Annotated in this window: 23 protein-coding genes; 10 read left to right on the top strand and 13 right to left on the bottom strand. The window is 73.2% G+C overall.

Translation table 11 applies throughout. The features are described 5' to 3' along the window. Positions 1–160: 160 nt before the first annotated feature. Entirely contained in the window at positions 161–1,804 is a 1,644-nt protein-coding gene (locus ABZS51_RS19320; protein ID WP_355442566.1) for a DUF6350 family protein, read from the top strand. Between the two features lie 37 nt (positions 1,805–1,841). Here the strand turns inward: ABZS51_RS19320 and ABZS51_RS19315 are convergent, their stop codons facing one another. Beyond that, on the bottom strand, positions 1,842–2,261 hold the full coding sequence (locus tag ABZS51_RS19315; RefSeq protein ID WP_355442564.1) for a hypothetical protein: 420 nt from the start codon (positions 2,259–2,261) through the stop codon (positions 1,842–1,844). Positions 2,262–2,337: 76 nt separating this feature from the next. On the opposite strand from ABZS51_RS19315, the gene purN reads away from it, so the two are divergent. The 3 genes from purN (at position 2,338) to ABZS51_RS19300 (ending at position 4,773) form a co-directional block, all read left to right on the top strand. Beyond that, a complete protein-coding gene (purN, locus tag ABZS51_RS19310; protein WP_355442561.1) occupies positions 2,338–2,967 on the top strand; it encodes a phosphoribosylglycinamide formyltransferase in 630 nt (209 codons plus the stop codon). Beyond that, positions 2,964–4,508 (top strand): bifunctional phosphoribosylaminoimidazolecarboxamide formyltransferase/IMP cyclohydrolase, encoded by a 1,545-nt coding sequence (purH, locus tag ABZS51_RS19305; protein WP_355442558.1) that lies wholly within the window; start codon positions 2,964–2,966, stop codon positions 4,506–4,508. The genes purN and purH overlap by 4 nt, the downstream gene beginning before the upstream one ends. An 82-nt stretch (positions 4,509–4,590) precedes the next feature. Further along, the gene (locus ABZS51_RS19300; protein ID WP_310708382.1) at positions 4,591–4,773 is read left to right on the top strand and encodes a hypothetical protein; all 183 of its coding nucleotides are present in this window, start codon (positions 4,591–4,593) and stop codon (positions 4,771–4,773) included. Positions 4,774–4,806: 33 nt separating this feature from the next. On the opposite strand, the gene ABZS51_RS19295 is transcribed toward ABZS51_RS19300, so the two are convergent. Then, positions 4,807–5,721 (bottom strand): ROK family protein, encoded by a 915-nt coding sequence (locus ABZS51_RS19295; protein WP_355442555.1) that lies wholly within the window; start codon positions 5,719–5,721, stop codon positions 4,807–4,809. Continuing rightward, positions 5,721–6,158 carry a hypothetical protein gene (locus ABZS51_RS19290; RefSeq protein WP_355442552.1) on the bottom strand — a complete coding sequence of 146 codons (438 nt, stop codon included), beginning with the start codon at positions 6,156–6,158 and terminating at the stop codon, positions 5,721–5,723. The genes ABZS51_RS19295 and ABZS51_RS19290 overlap by 1 nt, the downstream gene beginning before the upstream one ends. Before the next feature lie 130 nt (positions 6,159–6,288). On the opposite strand from ABZS51_RS19290, the gene ABZS51_RS19285 reads away from it, so the two are divergent. After that, positions 6,289–7,146 carry a bifunctional methylenetetrahydrofolate dehydrogenase/methenyltetrahydrofolate cyclohydrolase gene (locus ABZS51_RS19285; RefSeq protein WP_355442548.1) on the top strand — a complete coding sequence of 286 codons (858 nt, stop codon included), beginning with the start codon at positions 6,289–6,291 and terminating at the stop codon, positions 7,144–7,146. Between the two features lie 27 nt (positions 7,147–7,173). On the opposite strand, the gene ABZS51_RS19280 is transcribed toward ABZS51_RS19285, so the two are convergent. Continuing rightward, complete coding sequence (locus ABZS51_RS19280; protein WP_355442545.1) at positions 7,174–7,917, bottom strand: SDR family oxidoreductase; 744 nt, start codon at positions 7,915–7,917, stop codon at positions 7,174–7,176. A gap of 118 nt (positions 7,918–8,035) precedes the next feature. Between ABZS51_RS19280 and ABZS51_RS19275 the strand changes: the two genes are divergently transcribed. Further along, on the top strand, positions 8,036–8,956 hold the full coding sequence (locus tag ABZS51_RS19275; RefSeq protein ID WP_355442542.1) for an RNA polymerase sigma-70 factor: 921 nt from the start codon (positions 8,036–8,038) through the stop codon (positions 8,954–8,956). Positions 8,957–9,022: 66 nt separating this feature from the next. Here the strand turns inward: ABZS51_RS19275 and ABZS51_RS19270 are convergent, their stop codons facing one another. Further along, entirely contained in the window at positions 9,023–9,649 is a 627-nt protein-coding gene (locus ABZS51_RS19270) for an NAD(P)H-binding protein (RefSeq protein WP_355442539.1), read from the bottom strand. A gap of 110 nt (positions 9,650–9,759) precedes the next feature. On the opposite strand from ABZS51_RS19270, the gene ABZS51_RS19265 reads away from it, so the two are divergent. After that, positions 9,760–10,170: a helix-turn-helix domain-containing protein gene (locus ABZS51_RS19265; RefSeq protein ID WP_355442536.1), complete on the top strand. Its 411-nt coding sequence runs from the start codon at positions 9,760–9,762 to the stop codon at positions 10,168–10,170. 107 nt (positions 10,171–10,277) lie between these two features. Continuing rightward, the gene (locus ABZS51_RS19260; RefSeq protein WP_355442533.1) at positions 10,278–10,598 is read left to right on the top strand and encodes a hypothetical protein; all 321 of its coding nucleotides are present in this window, start codon (positions 10,278–10,280) and stop codon (positions 10,596–10,598) included. 98 nt (positions 10,599–10,696) lie between these two features. Here ABZS51_RS19260 and ABZS51_RS19255 read toward each other — a convergent pair whose 3' ends face one another. The 4 genes from ABZS51_RS19255 to ABZS51_RS19240 form a co-directional block, all read right to left on the bottom strand. After that, a complete protein-coding gene (locus ABZS51_RS19255; protein WP_355442530.1) occupies positions 10,697–12,292 on the bottom strand; it encodes an alpha/beta fold hydrolase in 1,596 nt (531 codons plus the stop codon). Beyond that, positions 12,262–12,381 (bottom strand): NAD-dependent epimerase/dehydratase family protein, encoded by a 120-nt coding sequence (locus tag ABZS51_RS19250; protein WP_355442527.1) that lies wholly within the window; start codon positions 12,379–12,381, stop codon positions 12,262–12,264. The genes ABZS51_RS19255 and ABZS51_RS19250 overlap by 31 nt, the downstream gene beginning before the upstream one ends. Positions 12,382–12,450: 69 nt before the next feature. Beyond that, complete coding sequence (locus ABZS51_RS19245; RefSeq protein WP_355442524.1) at positions 12,451–13,008, bottom strand: TetR/AcrR family transcriptional regulator; 558 nt, start codon at positions 13,006–13,008, stop codon at positions 12,451–12,453. Between the two features lie 37 nt (positions 13,009–13,045). Next, positions 13,046–13,786, bottom strand: a complete 741-nt coding sequence (locus ABZS51_RS19240; RefSeq protein ID WP_355442521.1) for a helix-turn-helix transcriptional regulator — start codon at positions 13,784–13,786, stop codon at positions 13,046–13,048. Positions 13,787–13,840: 54 nt separating this feature from the next. Between ABZS51_RS19240 and ABZS51_RS19235 the strand changes: the two genes are divergently transcribed. Further along, entirely contained in the window at positions 13,841–15,001 is a 1,161-nt protein-coding gene (locus ABZS51_RS19235; protein ID WP_355442518.1) for an MFS transporter, read from the top strand. Here ABZS51_RS19235 and ABZS51_RS19230 read toward each other — a convergent pair. The 4 genes from ABZS51_RS19230 to ABZS51_RS19215 all read right to left on the bottom strand — a co-directional run bounded on the left by ABZS51_RS19230 (position 14,991) and on the right by ABZS51_RS19215 (position 19,774). Continuing rightward, entirely contained in the window at positions 14,991–16,034 is a 1,044-nt protein-coding gene (locus ABZS51_RS19230; RefSeq protein ID WP_355442515.1) for a zinc-dependent alcohol dehydrogenase family protein, read from the bottom strand. The genes ABZS51_RS19235 and ABZS51_RS19230 overlap by 11 nt on opposite strands. A gap of 93 nt (positions 16,035–16,127) precedes the next feature. After that, positions 16,128–17,357, bottom strand: coding sequence for an MFS transporter (locus ABZS51_RS19225; RefSeq protein ID WP_355442512.1), 1,230 nt, complete (start codon positions 17,355–17,357; stop codon positions 16,128–16,130). Positions 17,358–17,413: 56 nt separating this feature from the next. Continuing rightward, complete coding sequence (locus tag ABZS51_RS19220; protein ID WP_355442509.1) at positions 17,414–19,036, bottom strand: thiamine pyrophosphate-dependent enzyme; 1,623 nt, start codon at positions 19,034–19,036, stop codon at positions 17,414–17,416. Positions 19,037–19,147: 111 nt separating this feature from the next. Next, positions 19,148–19,774 (bottom strand): TipAS antibiotic-recognition domain-containing protein, encoded by a 627-nt coding sequence (locus ABZS51_RS19215; protein WP_355442506.1) that lies wholly within the window; start codon positions 19,772–19,774, stop codon positions 19,148–19,150. 145 nt (positions 19,775–19,919) lie between these two features. Here ABZS51_RS19215 and ABZS51_RS19210 point away from each other — a divergent pair, with 145 nt between their 5' ends. Beyond that, on the top strand, positions 19,920–20,267 hold the full coding sequence (locus ABZS51_RS19210; RefSeq protein ID WP_355442503.1) for a DoxX family protein: 348 nt from the start codon (positions 19,920–19,922) through the stop codon (positions 20,265–20,267). Positions 20,268–20,349 lie beyond the last annotated feature (82 nt).

Here is a 20,349-nt window from a genome sequence, read left to right as displayed (position 1 = left end):
TCCGCGGAAGGCCCCGCACCGGCTCCGGCCGTGCGGGGCCTTCCGCGTTCACCCGGATGCCCCCGGTGCGGCCGGAAAGCCCGGCAGAGCCGGATAAAGCTGGCCGCCTGCGGCGCGTCAACCAAGCGCCGGTCGCGAAAGCTTGAGAAAATCGCCTACTGTGACGGCGCTTCTCGACCAGCTGCGGACGGCCCCCCGTTCGGTCCTCGGCAAGATTCCCGGGGTCTCGGACGACGACGAGTCCCGGCGTCCGCTGCCCGTCTCCGGGATGCTCGCCGCGGCGGCCACGCTCGGCGTCGGCCTGGCGGCGCTCACCACGCTCACCCTGGTCGGCTGGATCGCCGCGCCCAGCGGCGCGCTCGGCTCCGGCCTGCCGGGGGTGTTCCGCACGGCCGCCCAGATCTGGCTGGCCGCTCACCACGCCGGCTTCGCGATGCCCGGCGGCCGGGTCGGGCTGCTGCCGCTCGGCCTGGTGGTGCTGCCCGCGATCCTGCTCTACCGCGCCGCCCGCTGGATGGCCCGCGACGCCGACCTGCGGCTGCGGCTCCCGGCCCGGCTGCCGAAGAACAGCCCGCGCGAGAAGGCCAACGCCCGGCGGCGGGCGCAGCTCGTGCTGGTGGCCCAGGCCGGGGTCTCGCTGGCGGCGCCGTACGCGCTGCTGGCGGGCCTGATCGCGCTCGTCGCCCGCAACGACGTCACCCAGCCCTTCATCGGTGAGGCGCTGCTGAGCCACTTCACGCTGGCGTTCCTGGCCGGCTCGGTGGCGACGGCGCGCACCATCGGGCCGTGGCGGGCGATGCTGAGGCTGCTGCCGGAGCGGGTGCGGGCGTTGACCGTCGGCACGGCGGTGGCCACGGCGGTGCTGCTGGTGGCGGGGTTCGCGCTGGTGCTCGTGGCGGTGGTGCTCAACTTCGGCCAGGTGCGCGAGCTGACGAACGTGCTCTCGCCCGGGTTCGTGGGCGGGCTGCTGCTCCTGCTGGTCCAGATCCTGTACCTGCTGAACGTGGTCATCTGGGCGCTGTCGTACATCGCCGGGCCGGGCTTCGCCATCGGCACCGGCACGCTGGTCGCGCCCACGGGTGTGCAGCTCGGCACGGTGCCGAGCCTGCCGCTGCTGGGCGCCCTGCCCGACAGCGGCACCGTGCCGGCCTGGATGATGGCCGTCGTCGCGCTGCCGTTCGCGGCCGGGGCGCTGGCGGGCGTGGTGGTCGCGCGCATCTCGCCCTCGCCGTCGTACGAGGCCGCCCCGCTGTGGGGCTTCCTGACCGGCGTCACGACCGGCCTGGTGTCGGCGCTGCTCGCGACCCTGTCCGGCGGCCCGATCGGCGGCGGCCGGCTGGCGGCCGTCGGCCCGTCGACGTGGGAGGTGGCCCTGTCGGTCGCGCTGGAGGTGGGCGTCGCCGCGGGCATCTCGGCCGGGATCACCAACATCCTGCTGCTCAACCGCCGGGCCCGCGCGCCGCTCGACAAGGCGGCGGAGCCCGTGCGCAAGGCCGGGGCCGCGATCGCCCGCGCGGCGAGCAGGGTGGGGCTGGCCGAGTCCGACGCCAAGCCGCTGCCCGGCCACTGGCTCGACGCCACCGAGGCCGACACCCAGCCCATCCCGGTCATCCGCGACGACTGGACGGACGAGCACGCCTCGGCCGAGGCGGAGACCAGGGCCCAGGCGCGCCCTCACACGGGGACGGGGCAGGGGCGCTTGCGGCGTACGGACATCGTGGACGTGTCGGACGACCGCGGCGGCCACGTCATCTACGTCGACCCGTACGCCTGGGACCGCGACGACCGCGAAGACCGGGAGTAGCGCGCCGCGGCGTCCGCGTCGGGACGGCGGCGGAGCGTCAGGGCTGGACGGCGCCCAGGACGTCCAGCACGTCCGTCGGCAGCTTGCGCTGCGCCGCGTCCCTGAACTGGGTGAAGCACTCACCCTGCGAGGAGACGGTGCCCGCCCCCTTCATGCACTCCTGGTACGCGGAGTACTCGTCCATCAGGTAGAGCTGCATCGCCGTCGCCATGGCCGACAGCGCGAGCGCGACCGCGGACACGATGATGCCGCCCACCGCGGTGCCCGTGGGCCGGCCCGCCTCCTTCAGGCTGGGCAGGGCCCGGATGCCGGCCATGAGTGCGAACGCCGCCATCACCAGCCCGGCGAGCGGCAGCATGAACGTCATGGCGAGCGCTGCGATGGACAACCAGATCGCGCGGCGGCCCGCGGAATCCGCGGCCTGCTGACCCGCCGGCGCCTGCACCGGTGTCGACACCTGACCTCCTCTGCGTGCCCGGGCGAGGAGCGGATACGCTGGCAGCCCCACCCCGGTTCTCTCTCTTGGAGTGCGCGTGTCAAAGGCTGGGCGGCTCGTCGTCCTCGTCTCCGGCTCTGGAACCAACCTACAGGCCCTTCTGGACGCTTCCGCCGACCCGGCGTACGGCGCGGAGATAGTCGCCGTCGGCGCCGACCGCGACGGCATCGAGGGCCTCGCCCGCGCGGCCCGAGCCGGTGTGCCGACCTTCGTGGAGAGACTGGGCGACCACCCGACGCGGGAGGCGTGGGACGAGGCGGTCGCCGCCCGGATCTCCTCCTACGAGCCGGACCTGGTGGTGTCGGCCGGCTTCATGAAGATCCTCGGCGCGCCGACGCTCGCCGCCCATCCGGTGCTCAACACCCATCCCGCGCTGCTGCCGTCGTTCCCCGGGGCCCACGGTGTGCGCGACGCGCTGGCCCACGGGGTGAAGGTGACGGGGTGCACGGTGATGCTGGCCGACGCGGGCGTCGACTCGGGGCCGATCATCGCGCAGGAGGCGGTGCCGGTGCTGCCCGACGACGACGAGGCGGTGCTGCACGAGCGCATCAAGGTCGTCGAGCGCCGCCTGCTCGTGGAGATCGTCGGCCGCCTGGTCCGTGAGGGCTGGACGGTCAGCGGACGCACTGTCCGCATCGGGAACGCAACAGGAGAGGAATCCAAGTGACTCGCATCGCCATCCGGCGCGCGCTGATCGCGGTGTACGACAAGTCGGGCCTGGAGGAGCTGGCCAGGGCGCTCGACGGCGCGGGCGTGGAGATCGTGTCGACGGGCGGCACCGCCGCCGCGATCGCGTCGTACGGCGTGCCCGTGACGAAGGTCGAGCAGCTCACCGGGTTCCCCGAGTGCCTCGACGGTCGGGTCAAGACGCTCCACCCGCGCGTCCACGCCGGGCTGCTGGCCGACCTCACCAAGCCGCACCACGTGGCCCAGCTGGACGAGCTGGAGATCGACCCGTTCCAGCTCGTGGTGGTCAACCTCTACCCGTTCGAGCAGACGGTCGCCTCCGGGGCGAGCGACGCCGAGTGCGTGGAGCAGATCGACATCGGCGGCCCGGCGATGATCCGCGGCGCCGCCAAGAACCACAGCACGTGCGCGGTCGTGGTCGACCCGTCCTCCTACGGCGGCGTGGTCGACGCGCTCGCCCAGGGCGGCTTCACGCTGGAGGAGCGCAGGCGGATGGCGGGCATCGCCTACGCCCACACCGCCTCCTACGACGTGGCCGTGGCCAACTGGTTCTCCGCCGGCGCCGCCGAGCGCGACGAGGCCTGGCCCGAGTTCGCCGGTGAGACGTGGACGCTGAAGCACCCGCTGCGCTACGGCGAGAACCCGCACCAGCGCGCGGCCCTCTACACCGCGGGCGGGGGCGGCCTGGCCAACGCCGAGCAGCTGCACGGCAAGGAGATGTCCTACAACAACTACCTCGACGCCGACGCGGCCTGGCGGGCGGCGTGGGACTTCGCCGAGCCCGCGGTCGCGATCATCAAGCACCAGAACCCGTGCGGCATCGCGGTCGGGGCCGACGTGGCCGAGGCGCACCGCAAGGCCCACGCCTGCGACCCGGTGTCGGCGTACGGGGGCGTGATCGCGGTCAACGGCGAGGTCACCGCCGAGCTGGCGGGCCAGATCGCGGAGGTGTTCACCGAGGTCGTCGTCGCGCCCGCGTTCGCCGAGGAGGCGATCGCGGTGCTGACGCGCAAGAAGAACATCCGCCTGCTGCTCTGCCCGCAGGGGCCGTCGCGGCCGGCCGAGTCGCGTCAGATCGACGGCGGCCTGCTGGTCCAGCTCGTGGACAAGGTGGACGCGCCGGGCGACGCGCCGGAGAGCTGGGAGCTGAAGACGGGTACGCCCGCCTCGCCCGAGGTGCTGGCCGACCTGGCCTTCGCCTGGCGGGCCTGCCGCTCGGTCAAGTCCAACGCCATCCTGCTGGCCTCCGGCGGGGCCACCGTGGGCGTCGGCATGGGGCAGGTCAACCGGGTCGACTCCTGCCGTCTCGCCGTGGGCCGCGCGGGCGAGCGGGCCGCCGGCGCGGTCGGGGCCTCCGACGCCTACTTCCCGTTCGCCGACGGGCTGGAGGTGCTGATCGAGGCCGGTGTCAAGGCCGTCGTGGAGCCCGGCGGATCCATCCGCGACCAGGAGGTCATCGACGCGGCGGAGAAGGCGGGCATCACGCTCTACTTCACCGGAACGCGCCACTTCTTCCACTGAACCGCGTCAGAAGGGCCCCAAGCATCAAACGAGTACGGCTACCCTGTGGTCGCCGCCTCAAACCTCGCCTGGGAGTGCCCCTATGGCCCTGCTCGACTCGATCCTGTACGCCTTCGTGACGCTGAACGGCATGTCCACGAGCCCCTTCGTGCTCATCGCCCTCGCGTTCGTGGGCGCCTACCTCGGCGCCCGCGTCGTGGAGATCATCCCGTTCACCCGCAGGATCATCGAGCGGCGCAACGCCGCGGCGGGCGAGGCCGAGTAGCCGCTCGGCCTCGCCCCGGCAACTCCGCCGCGGTCAGCCGGCTTCGGCGGAGTGGTCCCACGCGAGCTTGGCCGCGCCCGCGAGCGCGGCCCGCACGCCCAGCGTGGTCGGCTGCACCTCCACGGCCCTGACGAACGCCAGCCCGGCCACCTCGTCGAGAGCCCGCGCCAGCGGCTCGAACAGCACCGGGCCGGCTCCCGACACGCCGCCGCCGATGACCACCCTGGTCACCTCGGTGGCGGCGGCCGTGGAGGCGATCATGCCGGCCAGCGCCCGCGCGCCGCGCTCGAACGCGGCCACCGCGACCGGCTCGCCCTTCGCGGCGTCCGCGGCGAGCGTCCGCGCGTCGGCCGGCTCGCCCTCCGGGACCTTCCAGTCGTTGGCCAGCGCCCAGCGGGCCAGGTTCGGGCCGCTGGCGTACCGCTCGACGCAGCCGCGCCCGCCGCACTCGCACAGCTCGCCGTACGGGTCGATGGTCATGTGACCCACGTGCCCGGCGTTGCCGGTGGGGCCGAGCAGCGGCACGCCGTCGATCACCAGGCCGCCGCCGATGCCGGTGGACACCACGATGCCCAGCAGCGCTGAGCTGCCACGCCCGGAGCCGAGCCAGTGTTCGCCCAGAGCGAAGCACTGGGCGTCGCCCGCGAGCACGGTGGGCGCCCCGGTGAGCCGTCGCACCTCGTCACGCAGCGGGAAGCCGCGCCAGCTCGGCATGTTCACCGGGCTGACGGTGCCGGCCGCCAGGTTGAGCGGGCCGGCGCAGCCGATGCCGACCGCGAGCGGCGCCGGTCCGTCGCCGGCGACCTCGCCGATCAGCGCGGTCAGGGCGGCCATGACGTCCGTACGCGGCGTCGGGCGCGTCGCGGAGCGGGCGGCGGAGCCGTCCCGGTCCACGAGGGCGGCGGCGAGCTTGGTGCCGCCGATGTCGATCGCGAGTACGTGGCCCATCAGTGCTTGTGGTGGTTGTCGGGCCGGCGGGGGTCGCCAGGGTGTTCGAGACCGGGCACGGGTCGGATCCTTTCGGCGCGCTGCTGGTCGAGCCACCGGGCGAACGCCCGGCGCCGCGCCGCCTCGGCGGCGTGGAGTTCTGTTCGGTACGGGAATCGACGAGGGGGCTCGGGCCGGGCCGGGGCGGCGTGCCGGCCGAGCGCGTCACGCACCGGCCCGTCGACCGGCTCCGCGCACGCGACTCCCGGCTCCGCGCACGCGACTCCCGGCTCCGCGCACGCGACTCCCGGCTCCGCGCACGCGACCCCCTGCCCCCGGACGTCCGGCTCGGCGTCCCGCTCGCCGCGCTCCACCGTGACCCGCGGCACCTGGTACGGCAGCGCCGGCGAGCCCACGAACAGGTCGGTCGGCTCCACGGACGGCAGGCGAGCGGGCAACGGGACTCCCTCGGTGAGCGCGAGGCTGGCGACGTCACACTATGCCGTCCGCCCCGGCGATGACAACGATGTCAACGGGGTCGAGGGTGGGGTGCTCGGGCCTCGGCCGGACGTGGAAGGATGGGCTGACATGAGCGCAGTGAAACTCGACGGCAAGGCCACCGCCGCCCGCATCAAGGCCGACCTCACGACGCGGGTGGCCGCGCTCAAGGAGCGAGGTGTCACACCGGGCCTCGGCACCGTCCTCGTCGGCGACGACCCGGGCAGCCAGATCTACGTGGCGGGCAAGCACCGCGACTGCGCCGAGGTGGGCATCGCCTCCATCCGCGTCGACCTGCCCGACACCGCCACGCAGGCCGACGTCGAGGCCGCCATCGACGAGCTCAACGCCTCGCCCGCCTGCACCGGCTACATCGTCCAGCTCCCGCTGCCCAGGCACCTGGACACGATGGCGCTGCTGGAGCGCATGGACCCGGCCAAGGACGCCGACGGCCTCCACCCGGTCAACCTCGGCCGCCTCGTCCACATGGTCGAGGCCCCGCTGCCCTGCACGCCCCACGGCATCGTGCTGCTCCTCCAGGAGTACGGCGTGCCGATCAAGGGCGCCGAGGTGGCCGTGGTCGGGCGCGGCATTACCGTGGGCCGCTCGCTGGGCCTCCTGCTCACCCGTCGCAGCGAGAACGCCACGGTGACCCTCTGCCACACCGGCACCCAGGACCTGGCCGGCCACGTCCGCCGGGCCGACATCGTGGTCGCGGCGGCGGGCGTGCCCGACCTCATCACCGCCGACATGGTCAAGCCGGGCGCGGCGGTCCTCGACGTGGGCGTCTCCCGCGTGGACGGCAAGATCGCGGGAGACGTGGCGGCGGACGTGGAGGAGGTGGCGGGCTTCCTCACCCCCAACCCGGGCGGAGTCGGCCCCATGACCCGCGCCCTGCTCCTGTCCAACGTGGTCGAGGCCGCCGAGAAGGCCCTTCCCGGGATGTGACGTCCCGGCGCGGTCAGGCCCCGGCGGTCACCAGGCGACAGGGCCGAGGCGGTCGATGAAGGTCCCGGTCGGTCCGTCGGGGGCGATCATCGCGAGTCTCACGATCGAGTCGGTGCCCTCGGTGACCGTCAGCTCGCCGGTGTGGCGGTTCATGTCCGTGGCGGCGAACTTGCGGTTGGCGACCTCTCCGGGGGTGGCGACATTGAACTTGATGTCCGGGAGCGCCTGGGCGTACCGGACGGTGATCATGTTCAGCGCCGCCTTCGACGAGCTGTAGGCGAGCTCGTGCATCTTCGAGACGGGCTGCTCCGGATCGGTCACGACCGCGAAGGAGCCGCCACCGCTGGACACCATCACCACCCGCGGATGGTCCGCCGCCTGCAACAGGGGGAGGAACGCGTGCGTGACCCTGATCGGTCCGTACACGTTGGTGTCGTAGACGGAATGGATCTCGTCGGCCGTCGCGTCCGCGGGCGCGACGATGTGTCCCGGCGCGCCGGCGTTGTTGATCAGCACGTCCAGCCGGTCGGTGTGCTCCCGGACGAGCCGTACGGCGTCGGCCACCGACTCGTCCGAGGTCACGTCCAGCGGGACCAGGACCACGTTCGCGCCGCCGGCGGTCAGCTTGTCGGCGGCGGCCCGTCCGCGGCCTTCGTCGCGCGAGCCGAGAAAGATCGTCCAGCCTTCTTCCCCGAGCCGGCGGGCCGCCTCGAAGCCGAGTCCCTTGTTGCCTCCGGTGATCAGCACCGAGGTGTGTTCCGAGTTCGTCATGCCCTCTGAGACGACGTAGCCCGCTCGGTTGTGACATGGGACGGGCGCGGGCTGGTGACCGGCCCGGCCGGGGGCTGCGCTAGCCTTCCTGGCGTCGGGGCTTCGAGGACGGGCTGGGATGACGCGAGAGCAGGAATTCGAGGAGCTGCGGCCGCTGTTGTTCTCGATCTCCTACCGGATCCTGGGCAGCGTGACCGAGGCCGAGGACGCCGTCCAGGAGACCTGGCTGCGCTACGCGAAGACCTCGACGCAACCGCGTTCCGTCAAGGCGTTCCTCTCGACGACAGTCACCAGGATCTCGATCGACGTGCTGGGCTCGGCCCGGGTTCGCCGGGAGGAGTACGTCGGGCCGTGGTTGCCCGAACCGCTGCTCGCCGACCCCTACCAGGACCCGGAACGCTCCGTGGAGCTGGCCGACTCGCTGTCGATGGCGGCACTCCTGCTGCTGGAGCGCCTGAGCCCGCTCGAACGCGCGGTGTTCGTGCTCCGGGAGGTGTTCGGGTTCGAGTTCGCGGAGGTCGCCTCGGCGGTGGATCGCTCGGAGGCGGCATGCCGCCAGCTCGTGTCACGGGCACGCCGCCACATGCAGGACGGCCGGCCCCGGTTCGAGGCCGACCGAAGGAAGCGCGCGGAACTCGCCGGCCGATTCTTCGACGCGTTCAGGGAAGGGGACGTCGCCGGGCTGCGCGCGCTCCTCGCCGCCGACGCTCAGCTGGTCAATGACGGCGGCGGCAAGGTCGGGGGGAGGATCCCCGTCCACGGCGTCGACAAGATCGCTCGGGCGCTGGCCGCCACCGCGCCTCAGTTCATCCGGATCGGCGCCGCGCTGGAGATGCACGAGGTGAACGGTCAGCCCGGCGCGATCCTTCGCGACCGCGACGGCAGGGTCATCAACACCTGGGTGCTCGACATCCTCGACGGACGCATCCAGACCATCCGCTCGGTGATCAACCCGGACAAGCTCGGGCACCTGGGTCCCGTCGCAGACCTCCACGCGGTCATCCGCGAGAAGAACGAAACTCGCCGGCGAATGACCTGACCCGCGGCGGAGGTACGTGGCCTGCTGCGCCGCCAGGGAACCGCGTCCAAGGGTGTCGCCATGCCGTCATGACACGGCCAGGTGGATGCGGTGGTGTCGTGGGGTCTCGGCCTCGTCGAGCAGGACAAGCGCGAAGTCCGCATAGGAGATGTACGCCACCGGGTCGACGTGTTCGCGGATCTCGTAACGGCCGGTGCGCTCCCCCTCATGGTCGAAGTCACCGGCCGGGCTGACATACACCCAGTCCAGCGCGCCTCCTTGGGTACGAAGAGCCGCGAGACCGTCGGCGTGCGCCAGGCAGAAGGGCCGGTACTCGGCGGGGAAACCGGGCTGGTCCAGCAGGCGGGTCCCGTCGGGGCCGGGCAGGAGCGGCGCGAGCCCGGCCGCGACGAGCCTGTCCACCCCGGCCTGTCCCAGGCCCTTGATGAGGGCGTGCGCGGCGTTGGTGAAGAAGTCATCCGGCCCGACTTCCGCCGCCGTGTTGATCGCGGCGTCGTGCCCGGCCGCGAGGGCGGCGACGTCCGCCACGTCGGTGACGTCCCCGGCGGCGACCCGTACGCCGTCGTCCGCCAAGCCGCCGTAGCGGGACGGGTCGCGGACCACCGCGGTGACCTGGTGTCCACGCCGGCGCGCTTCAGCGACGGCCTGCCGGCCGGCCCGGCCACCAGCTCCGAAAATCACGAACCTGCTCATCGTCGGAATACCTCCTGTTGACTCGATGCTCCCGAAAGGTAGCCGCGAGAGCGGTTACCTCCTGGATACCGAGACCCGTTAGCGGTCCCAGCCGACAGGCAGGAGAGAGCATGACGCACCGCGAGCCGCTGCCTCGGGACATGTTCGACGAACTGTGTCCGTCCTCGCTGTTGCCGTTCCGCTTCGGCGACAAGTGGGCGGCTCTGGTCATGAGCTGCCTGGAAGACGGCCCCCGCCGGTTCTCCGAGCTGCGGGTGCCGCTGCACCGCGTCACCCCGAAGGTGCTCACACAGTCGCTACGTGGCCTGGAGCGAGGGGGACTCGTCTCACGCACGGTGCGCGCCGATCCGAGACCGGCGGTGGAGTACGCGCTGACGCCGCTGGGCCGCAGCATGTTGGAGCCGCTGTATGCCGCGTGCGCGTGGGCGGCGGAGCACTGGGACGAGCTGCTTGACGCACAGGAGCGGTACACGGCCCCGTCGCCGGCCGGCTCACCGCGGGCGGCCATCACCGGATCTTGATGCACAAGTCTTGGCGAATTGGTCGCCGAAAACCGGACAGGGTCCACACACGCGGGGGGAATCACGGAGAGGAACGCGATCACGTTCACGCAGATCAAGGGGGCATAGTGCTTCAGGTAGAGAACATCGCCTGTGTCAACAACGCCGGTTTCGTCATGTACTTCAATGTGGAGTTCCTCGACCCGAACACCGGCCAGTTCGCCGAGAGTCCGCCCGACACCGGCAACTACCCCATCAACCAGACCCGGACGATCTCGCTCGACTCGACCCAGGTCCCGGTGGGCGCATCGGTGAGGCCGCGGGTCCACGCTGACGGGGGCGAGAACGAGTCCGGCGACACGCTGGTCCAGTACGCCCAGAACGGCCAGACGGCGACCTACGAGGTCCAGGGCACCACGCTGGACTACACCGTCAAGCTCATCAGCTGACAGCGCGGCCCGCTCAACGGGGACCTCTGGGAACGGAACGATCGGCCTGATCTCCCGGAGGTCCCCGTCGCTTCCACCTGCCGGGCCGCCGGCCGGAGTCATCCGCCGATCGGGCCGTGGACCGTGCTGAGGTGGCGGGCGACCTGGGCCGGATGGGTGAGCTGCGGGTAGTGACCGGCGCCGCTGATCTCGTGCGCCGGGAAGCCGGCGCCCACGGCCGGCGGGTCGGCCGAGCCCACGATGATCTCGACGGGGACCCGCACCCGGGCCAGCAGGGCCCGCGACCGCTCCCGCCCGGCGAAGTCCTCGCGCAGGGCCGCGACCACCCGGCGCGCCACCCCGGGACGGCGCAGGTCCGCCGCCGCGCTCGTCACCTCGGGCCCCTCCGGGACGCCCAGCGCGCGGGCCAGATGCTCGGCGGAGATCCGGCGCATCGTCGGCACGGCCAGGATCGAGCGGGTGAGACGGGGGCCGGGCGCCTGCAGGAACGCCGGGGAGACGAGGACGAGCCTGCCGACGCGGTCGGGGTGCTCGTCGGCGAAGCGGAGCGCGGGCCCGCAGGCCATCGAGTGGGCGACCAGCGTGGGGCGGGTCCGTACCGGGCGCAGCAGGTCGGCCAGCCAGGCGTCCAGCGGCCGGTCGGTGGCGGCCGAGCGGCCCATGCCGGGCAGGTCGGGGGCCAGGACGGGCCCGTCGAGGTGGGCGACGAGCGGCGCCCAGAGGTCGGCGTTCATCGGCAGCCCGTGGAGCAGGACATGGACCGGATGGTGGGGCTCTCCGGCCACCCAGGTACGGCTGCCCGCCACGTCGCGGTAGCCGTACGGGCGCAGCCAGGGTGACGCGGCGCCGAACCGGGAGGCGACCAGGTCGTCGGCCCACGCGCGCAGGGCGTCGGCGGCCGGTGGCATCTCCAGGCCGGCGGACGCGGCCAGGGCGCGGGCGGAGGCGGTCGGGTAGCGGTCGGCCGACAGGAACGACAGCGTCTCGGGGTCGGCGCCGGTGAGCTTGGGCGGCAGGCGCCGCAGCAGGCCGACCGGGACGGTACGGCGCGGCGCGGGCACGCCCACGTGGCCGGCGATCGTGCTGATCAGCTCCGGCAGGAGGGGGGTGGCGTCGTCGAGCACCCAGTGGTGCTCACCGGCGGGCGATGCGGGGATCTCCGCCAGGAACCGCGTGAAGTAGTCGATCGTGACGATCGGCACGAAGACGTCACGCCCGCCGGGGAGCGCGGGCAGCCTGCCGTTCCACAGGTCCTTGACCAGGGCGGCGAGCCCGATGTACTGGCCCGGCCCGATGACGGTGCTGGGGTTGGCGATGGTCAGCGGGACGTCCAGCTCGCGGGCGCGGGCGCGCACCGCGAGATCGCCCTCGACCTTTGACGCTTCGTAGGCGCCCAGCCCGGCGTAGTCCGGCCGGCCGCCGGGCGCGCTCACCCGGTACCCGCTGACGTGCACGACCCTGCGCAGCCCGGGCAGCCCGGCGGCCCAGGCGAGCACGTTGACCGCTCCGGCCACGTTGGTCGCCCGCGCCTCCTCCACGCCGAGGCCGAAGGCGTACCGCGCGGCGGTGTTGTAGACGTCGCGCGGCTCGGGCAGGCCGTCGAGCGGCCGGGTGATGTCGGCGGTGACGACGGTGAGGCGGCCGGTGCCGACGCCTCGGGAGGTCAGCCAGGAGGTGAGGGTGTCGGCTCGCACGGCTGCCGCCACCCGCTGCCCCGGCCGAGCAGCTCGGCGACGAGGTGACGCCCGACGAAGCCGGTGGCACCGAAGACGATCGCGTCCATGAGACTCCAAAATAGATCGGTCTACATATTTTGTGGGCCGAAAGAGGCCCGCCGGTGCGGCGGGCCGGGTCAGCGGAGCAGGGCGGTGATCTGGCGGGCGACCCGGCTCAGCGGCTCCCTGCTGCGGTGGGTCCTGGCCAGCAGCAGCGCCCCCTCGATCATGGCCAGGACCGTGACGGCGAGGTCGTCGGCGTCCGGGTGACCGGCCAGCAGGGAGCGCAGGGCCGCCTCCCAGGAGGCGTAGACCTCCGAGCAGGCCTCCTGGAGCGGGTCGCTGGTGGCCGCCATCTCCAGTGCCACGGTGGCCACCGGGCACCCCTTGCGCCAGCCCGACTCCTCCAGCCGGTCGCCCAGATGCCGCAGCACGTCGCGGACGAACTCGGCCGGTGACGAGCTGGAGCCGGCCAGCTCCTCCAGGGCGGCGCCGATCGTCTCCCCGGCCCGCCGTACGGACTCGCCGACGAGCTGGTCCTTGCCCTCGGGGAAGTGGAAGTAGAGCGAGCCTCTGGGCGCGCCGCTGACCGCGATCACCTGGTTGAGCCCCGCGCCGAGGTATCCTCCTGCCTCGACCAGCTCCTGCGTCGCGTCCAGCAGCCGGTCCCGCGTCTCGGCGCCCTTCTGTCCCATGCGTACAAATTAGACCGGTCTACATATTCTCGCAAGGTCAAGGCCGGTGCGCGCCCGGGGTGTGGCCGAAGGCGCGGCGGAACACGTCGATGAACGCGCTGGCCGAGGACCAGCCGCACTGGTGCGCCACCGCCGTCACCGGCGTGTTCTCGGCCAGCAGGACCAGGGCGTGGTGGAGGCGGAGCTGCGTGCGCCACTGGGGGAAGCTCATCCCCAGGTCCGCCTTGAACAGCCGCGACAGGGTACGGTCGCTCGCACCCACCTGCCGGCCCAGGGCGGCCAGCGTCCGGTTGTCGGCCGGATCGGCGCGCAGGAGGTCGCACAGGGCGCGCAGCCGTGGGGTGGTGGGGTTCGGCAGGTGTACGGGCTGCTGCGGCGAGGCCCGGAGCTGGTCGAGCAGGACGGCCCGCAGCCGCCCACGTTCGGGGCTGTCGTCGTGCGGAGCCCGGGTGTAGGCGAGGATCAGCTCGCGCAGCAGAGGGGCGACGCTCAGCACCGTCGGCCCGTCCAGGCCGAGCGGGTTGTCGGCGGCGGGCAGGCCGACGAAGTGGAGTTCGAGCTCGCCGTGGGCCTGGTGGGCGTGGACGGTCCCGGCCGGCACCCAGATGGCGCGGGTGGCCGGGGCGACCCACGAGCCCGCGCCGGTGGTGATGGCCAGGACCCCCCGGGCGGCGTAGACGATCTGGTGGTCGTCATGGCGGTGGGCGTCGATGGCCGCTCCGGACGCCAGCCACTGCGCGCGGGTCGGCGCCGTCGGCTGGTGGCGGATTCTCGTCATCGATTGGCAGATTATCGGAAGCACGACAGGGAGCCCGGCCGGGAGCATGGGCAGGTGCCAAGGAACAGAGCGATCATCCTGCTGTCGGTCGGGCATGCCTGCGTGGACGTCTACCAGGGCGCCGTGGCGGCGCTCGTGCCCTTCTTCGTCGCCGAGCGCGCCTACACCTACGCCGCCGCCTCGGGCGTCGTGCTCGCCGCGTCGCTGCTGTCCTCGGTGGCGCAGCCGCTGTTCGGGGCGTTCACCGACCGGTGGGCGATGCCCTGGCTGCTGCCCGTGAGCACGGTGCTCGGCGGCCTGGGGATCGGCCTGAGCGGGCTCAGCGGCTCGTACGCGCTGACGCTGGCGTTCGTGGCCGGGTCGGGGATCGGGGTCGCCGCGTACCATCCCGAGTCGGCCCGCGTCGCCCGGCTCGCCGGCGAGGGCAGCCACAGCGCGATGGGCTGGTTCTCGCTCGGCGGCAACATCGGGTTCGCCGTCGCACCCGTCATGGTCGCCGCGGTCGTCGCCACCGGCGGCCTGCGGCTCACACCGCTGCTCGTGCTGCCCGCGCTCGCCGGCAGCGCGCTGTGCCTGCCCGTCCTGCGCGCCCTGGACCGGACGTCACGCGCCCGCTCCGGCGCCGCGGTCCCGGTGGGGGCCGACGACAGGGCGTCGTTCGTGAAGCTGGCGCTGGCCGTGGTGTGCCGGTCCGTGGTGTTCGTCGGGCTCAGCACGTTCATCTCGTTCTACGCCCAGCAGCGCACCGGCGGCGGTACGGCGGCGGGCACGGCGGCGCTGTTCGTCCTCTACCTCGGCGGCGCGGCGGGCACCGTGCTGGGCGGAAGGCTGGCCGAGCGCCGGGACCGGGTGACGGTCGTGCGGGGCGCGTACCTGGTGACTGTCGCGGCGGTGGCGGGCACCGTGTTCGTCCCCGGCCCGGCGATCTACGTGTTCGTGGCGCTGACCTCCGCCGCACTCTACGTCCCGTTCTCGCTCCAGGTCACCCTCGGCCAGGACTACCTGCCCACGCGCGTCGGCACCGCCAGCGGGATCACCCTCGGGCTGACCGTCAGCGTCGGCGGCCTGGCCGGCCCGGTCATCGGGGCCGTCGCCGACGCCACCTCCCTGCGCACCGCCCTGGCCCCGCTGGTCGTGCTGCCCTTCCTGAGCTGGCTGCTGTTCCGGACGCTCCCCGAGCCGGCCACGCCGAGGCGGGGCGAGGTCAGAGCGTGACCAGGGTCTTGGTCGCGGTCCGCTGGTCCATCGCCCGGTACCCGTCGGGCACGTGGTCGAGGTCGACGGTCAGGTCGAACACGGGTGACGGGTCCACGTCGCCGTACAGCACGTCGGGCAGCAGCTCGGAGATGTACGGCCGGACGGGGCACACGCCGCCGCCCACGGTGAGGTTGCGGGTGAACATGACCTCCATGTCCAGGCCGTTGCCGCTGCCGTGCGGGACGCCGACGTAGCCGATGGCGCCACCGGGACGGGCGACGTGGACGGCGGTGCGCATGGACTGCTCGGTGCCGACCGCCTCGATCACCGCGTGCGCGCCCTCGCCCCCGGTCAGCTCCAGGACGGCCTCCACCGCCGCGTCGCCGCGTTCCGCGACGACGTCCGTCGCGCCGAACACGCGGGCCAGGTCGGTGCGGGAGGTGTGGCGGCCGAGGATGACGATCCGGTCGGCGCCCAGCCGCTTCGCGGCCAGCACGGCGCACAGTCCCACGGCGCCGTCGCCGACCACGGCGGCGGTGACGCCCGGCCGGACCTTCGCCGCGAGCGTCGCGTGGTGGCCGGTGCACAGCACGTCGGCCAGCGTGAGCAGCGCGGTCAGCAGGCGCTGGTCGGACGCCGCCTCGGCGGGCAGCCTGACCAGGGTCGCGTCGGCGAACGGAACCCGCACGGCCTCGCCCTGGCCGCCGTCCGACCCTGGCACGCTCCAGAAGCCGCCGTTCACGCAGGAGCTCGTCAGCCCCTCGGCGCAGAAGTCGCAGACGCCGTCGCACCAGTTGAACGGCGCCACGACCAGGTCACCGGGGCGGATGCCGGACACCTCGGAGCCGGCGTCCTCCACCACCCCCAGGAACTCGTGGCCGATGCGCCCGCCGGGCTGCCGCTCGGCCTCGCCGCGGTACGGCCACAGGTCGCTGCCGCAGATGCAGGCCAGCACCACGCGCACCACGGCGTCACCGGGCTGCTGGATAACAGGGTCGGGGACGTCCTCGATGCGGACGTCGCGGGGCGCGTGCAGAACGGTCGCGCGCATGGCCACTCCTGTCGCCGTTGGCCTTCCCTTCCTGTGTATCAAACGACGACATCCCCGCTGACCTGCGGGGTCGCTGATCGTCCGGAATCCGGGTCAGGGACGGGACAGGCGGGGGCGGGCCGCGTACACGCCGGCCACGGTCTGGACCAGGCAGGCCGCCAGGCCGGCGAGCAGCGGCACCGTCCAGCCGCCCGACTCCTGCCGCAGCAGCCCGATCAGCAGCGGCCCCAGGGCGGCCAGCACGTAGCCGCACGACTGCGCCACCGCCGACAACGCCGTCACCGACGCGGGGTCGGGAGCGCGCAGGGCGATGATGAGCAGCGCGAGCGCGATCGACGCGCCCTGCCCGAGCCCCAGCACGATCATCCACAGCCACGGCACGCTGGTCGGCGCGACCAGCAGGGCGACGTACCCGGCGATCGTGAGCACCGACGCCACCACCACGTGCGGCACCTGCGACGCGCGGCGCCCCGCGTGGACGGGCACCGCGAGGGTGGCGCCGACCTGGGCCAGGTTGGTCAGGCCGAGCAGGTATCCGGCGCGGTCGGCGGGCACGCCGGACTCCTGGAAGATCGTGGGCAGCCACGCCAGCACGATGTAGAACGTCAGCGACTGGAACCCCATGAAGGCCGTCACCCACCACGTCACGCTGCTCCTGAGCACCGCGGCGAACGGCCTGGCCCGCACCGCCGTCCCGGTCCCTGCCCCCGTCCCCGCGCCGGCGCCGCCGGGGGAGTCCGGGCCGGGGGCGTCCGCGGCCCGGCGCCCGGGCAGGGCCTGGGGGAGCCAGAGCAGCGCGGCGGCCAGCGCCGGCACCGCCGCCAGCGCCGACACGCCGCGCCAGCCGTACCCGGTGAGATGCTCCAGCGGCACCATGAGCGCCGACGCGGCGGCGGCGCCGACGACCAGACCGGAGACGTAGACGGACGTGTACGGCCCGACCTGGTCGGGGAAGTGCTGCTTGACCACGCCCGGCATGGCGACGTTCATGACGGCGATGGCCGTACCGGCCAGAGCGGCGCCCAGGTAGAGGGCGGGCGCGCCGCCCGACGCGCGGATCAGCACACCGCAGGCCAGCAGCAGCAGCCCCGCGAGCAGCGTCCGGTCGAGTCCCATCCGCCGGGCCAGGAACGGGGTCATCCAGCCGAACAGCCCCAGGCACAGCACCATGACCGTGGTGATGGCGCCGCCTCCCGCGGGGGCGAGGCCGACGTCCGTCATGATCTCGTCGAGGAGCGGGGAAACGCCGGCGAGCGCCGGCCGGAGGTTGAGTGCGGCCAGCACGAAGCCGCTGACCAGCAGTGCGGATCTCGCCGACGACATCTGGCAAGGGTACGACGGGTCCCGGAGAGGGCGTCATGGGCCCTGTCGGGGAACGCTCATGGCTGGAAGTCGAGGTCCACGGCCACGGCCACGTCGAGCAGCAGCGGCTCCTCGCGGCCGGCCAGCGTGGGCATGATCTCGTCGAGCGCGGCGGTCAGCTCCGCGTACGTCTCCACCCGCCGGGACGGGCAGCCCAGCGACCTGGCCAGGCCGCCCACGTCCACCTCGTCGAAGGCGGGCCACGGGGCCTTGTCGCCGTGCCGTTCCGCGAGCCGGTCGAGGATGGCGTACCGGGCGTTGGCCAGCACCAGGAACAGCGCGCCGGCCCGGTAGTGCGCGGCGCTCCACAGCGCGTGCAGGCCGTACAGGGCGGAGCCGTCGCCGGTGACCGCCACCACGGGCCGGCCGGGCAGGGCCATGCGCAGCCCTACGGCGGCCGGCAGCGCGAACCCCAGACCGCCCATCGCGGCCGACACGAACCCGAGAGGGTTGCGGGCCGGCACGAGCCGGTGCAGGTCCGACCGGGACGACGGGGTCTCCTCGACGAGCACGGCGTCGGCCGGCAGCCGGTCGGCGAGCTCCCGGAGCACGTGCCCGGCCCGCAACGGCCGCCCCTCCGCGGGCACCGGCGGCACCACGGCCGCCGGGGAGGCGACGTCCCGGGCGGGCCGCGCGGGCAGCAGGGCCGCCAGGTGGGCGCAGGTCTCGGCCGGGTCCGCGAGGCAGGCCAGATCGGCAGGGCTCCGGTGGGCCTCCGACGGGTCGTCGGTGACCAGCGCCACCACCGTGCCCGGCTCGACCAGCGGCCCCGGCGTGTACGGGTACTGCCGGAACACCGGCGCGCCCACGGCGAGCACCACGTCGTGCCCCGACAGCGCGGCCCGCAGCCGGGGCCGGTCGGCGGGCAGCACGCCCGCGAACAGCGGATGGTCCTGCGGGAAGCCGGGCCGCGCGCCGAACGGCTCCTGCCACACCGGGCACCCGAGCCGCTCGGCGAGCGTGACCAGCGGCTCCCACGCCCGGCACGCGCCCGCCCCCGCCACGATCACGGGCGCCCGCGCCCCGCTCAGCAGCTCGGCCAGCGGCGCCGGCGCCCCACCCGAGGTCGCGTGCGCGGGGGTGCGCAGCAGGCGGCCCGGCGCGGCGAGGACCTCGCCCTCGTACGGCTCGTCCCAGTCGTCCATCGGCACCACCACCAGCGCCGGCCCCCGGAACGTGACCGCCTCGTGGACCGCCCTGGCCACGGCACCCGGCACGTCCTGCGCCCGGACCGGCTGGTCCACGCGCACCGGGTAGTCGCCCACCAGTCCCGCCAGCCGCCCCGCGAGGAACGGCTCCAGCGCCAGGTGCCGCCGGTCCTGCTGGCCGACGAGGACGACCAGCGGGACCCGGTTGACCCGGGCGGTCGCGATGGCCCCCACCGCGTTGCCGAGGCCGGCCGTGGTGTGCAGCACGGCGAGCGCCGGCGCGTCGTGCCCGATCGCCCATCCGGTGGCCATGCCGACCACGGAGCCCTCGTGCAGCGCCAGCACGAACCTCAGGTCGTCGGGCAGCCCGCCCAGGAACGTGACCTCGGTGGACCCCGGATTGCCGAACACCGTGGTCAGCCCGGTCCGTCTCAGCACGTCGAACGTCGCCTCCCGGACGGTCGCCGCCCCACCCGCTCCCTGCTGCCTCATCGGTCCCCCTCGCTCGCCGGCTTCGCCCGTAGACATGCCCACGCGGCTCACCGCTCCGAACCAGCGAACACGTCCGGAGTTGGTCCCGTACGGCGGGGAGCAGAGCGCTGGTTACGAGTGGTCGGCCTTCGCGCGGTCGGCGTTGGCGATGATGGCGTCGTGGATGTAGCGGGACAGGCCGGGGGCCACGTCGTCGAAGTTGAGGCCGATCCGCTCGTTCGCGAGGTAGGACGCGGCCAGAGCACGGTGGGTGTCGTAGTCACAGTCATGGAACCGGCGCTCCATGTGCAGCCGGTGCTCCTCGGCCAGGTCCATCGAGGTCGCGCTGCCGGCGGGGATGCCGGTACGCATGGCCTCAAGCAGGCGCTGATGGATTCCGGACTGCTCGGCACGGATCTCCCGCCAGTCCTCGGCCGAGTACCGTGACGTGCGCCGATGTCGCTGCCGCCACAGTGGAGAGTCGCCCCATCGCTGCTCGGCGGGTTCGGCGTTGTCCTCCAGGCGCGTACTGCCGAACACTTCCAGCCGCTCCTCGGGCGTGAGGGCGATGCCCATCCTCCGCGCGGCCAACTCCTTGTCGATCACGGCGACCATGGTCTGATGCCGCTCGATCCGCTCGGTCAGCAACCGGCGTTGCTCGTGCAACCGGTCGGCGTCGCTGAGCGTCGTGTCGGCGAGGATGGCGCCGATGGTGTCCAGGTCGAAGTCCAGCTCTCGATAGAACAGGATGCGTTGCACGCCGCGTGGGGGTCAAGCCGCGTGTTCTCGCGCCGGATGCGAGCAGCGGTGTCGGGAAGCCGCCCATCGTGAACGCATCGCGGATCTGACAACCGGGGCTCGCAGGATTGGTCTCACAAGAGAGCACCAGCCAGGGAGAGCCCCCATGTCCACCACTGCCACCGTCGTCACCGTCCTGGCCGCCCTCTGGGTGGGTTTCTCTGCCTACTCCCTCCTTCGCCGCGCCGAGTGGGTGGTGAAGCCGCTGACGGAGTACGGCGTTCCCCAGTCGTGGTGGACCTGGCTCGGCGCAGCCAAGGCCGCAGGTTCCGTGGGCCTGCTGGTCGGCCTGTTCGTCCCGGTCGTCGGCGTCCTGGCCGGGATCGGCCTGGTGCTGTATTTCGCCGGAGCCGTCTTCACCGTGCTCCGGGCGCGCTCGTACTCGACCGTCGCCTACCCCCTGCTGTACATGGCCCCGGTGATCGCCGCCCTGGTGCTGGGATACAACGCCTGACGGCAACGCGGATCGCAGTCCCACGGCTGTGATCAACAGGCTGCGGCCCGTGATCGAGGACAGGTTGTGTCCAGTCGGGATC

The organism is Nonomuraea sp. NPDC005501, assembly GCF_040605905.1.
GTDB lineage: Bacteria > Actinomycetota > Actinomycetes > Streptosporangiales > Streptosporangiaceae > Nonomuraea.
The sequence above is the reverse complement of the archived record's forward strand: the minus strand, read 5'-3'. Positions and strand labels throughout refer to the sequence as shown.

Bases quoted from the DNA above. Each gene is read 5' to 3' on its own strand.
- ABZS51_RS19300 (WP_310708382.1), top strand. From the start codon at position 4,591: ATGGCCCTGCTCGACTCGATCCTGTACGCCTTCGTGACGCTGAACGGC.
- ABZS51_RS19295 (WP_355442555.1), bottom strand. From the start codon at position 5,721: ATGGGCCACGTACTCGCGATCGACATCGGCGGCACCAAGCTCGCCGCC.
- ABZS51_RS19285 (WP_355442548.1), top strand. From the start codon at position 6,289: ATGAGCGCAGTGAAACTCGACGGCAAGGCCACCGCCGCCCGCATCAAG.
- ABZS51_RS19280 (WP_355442545.1), bottom strand. From the start codon at position 7,917: ATGACGAACTCGGAACACACCTCGGTGCTGATCACCGGAGGCAACAAG.
- ABZS51_RS19275 (WP_355442542.1), top strand. From the start codon at position 8,036: ATGACGCGAGAGCAGGAATTCGAGGAGCTGCGGCCGCTGTTGTTCTCG.
- ABZS51_RS19270 (WP_355442539.1), bottom strand. From the start codon at position 9,649: ATGAGCAGGTTCGTGATTTTCGGAGCTGGTGGCCGGGCCGGCCGGCAG.
- ABZS51_RS19265 (WP_355442536.1), top strand. From the start codon at position 9,760: ATGACGCACCGCGAGCCGCTGCCTCGGGACATGTTCGACGAACTGTGT.
- ABZS51_RS19250 (WP_355442527.1), bottom strand. From the start codon at position 12,381: ATGGACGCGATCGTCTTCGGTGCCACCGGCTTCGTCGGGCGTCACCTC.
- ABZS51_RS19245 (WP_355442524.1), bottom strand. From the start codon at position 13,008: ATGGGACAGAAGGGCGCCGAGACGCGGGACCGGCTGCTGGACGCGACG.
- ABZS51_RS19240 (WP_355442521.1), bottom strand. From the start codon at position 13,786: ATGACGAGAATCCGCCACCAGCCGACGGCGCCGACCCGCGCGCAGTGG.
- ABZS51_RS19230 (WP_355442515.1), bottom strand. From the start codon at position 16,034: ATGCGCGCGACCGTTCTGCACGCGCCCCGCGACGTCCGCATCGAGGAC.
- ABZS51_RS19225 (WP_355442512.1), bottom strand. From the start codon at position 17,357: ATGTCGTCGGCGAGATCCGCACTGCTGGTCAGCGGCTTCGTGCTGGCC.
- ABZS51_RS19220 (WP_355442509.1), bottom strand. From the start codon at position 19,036: ATGAGGCAGCAGGGAGCGGGTGGGGCGGCGACCGTCCGGGAGGCGACG.
- ABZS51_RS19210 (WP_355442503.1), top strand. From the start codon at position 19,920: ATGTCCACCACTGCCACCGTCGTCACCGTCCTGGCCGCCCTCTGGGTG.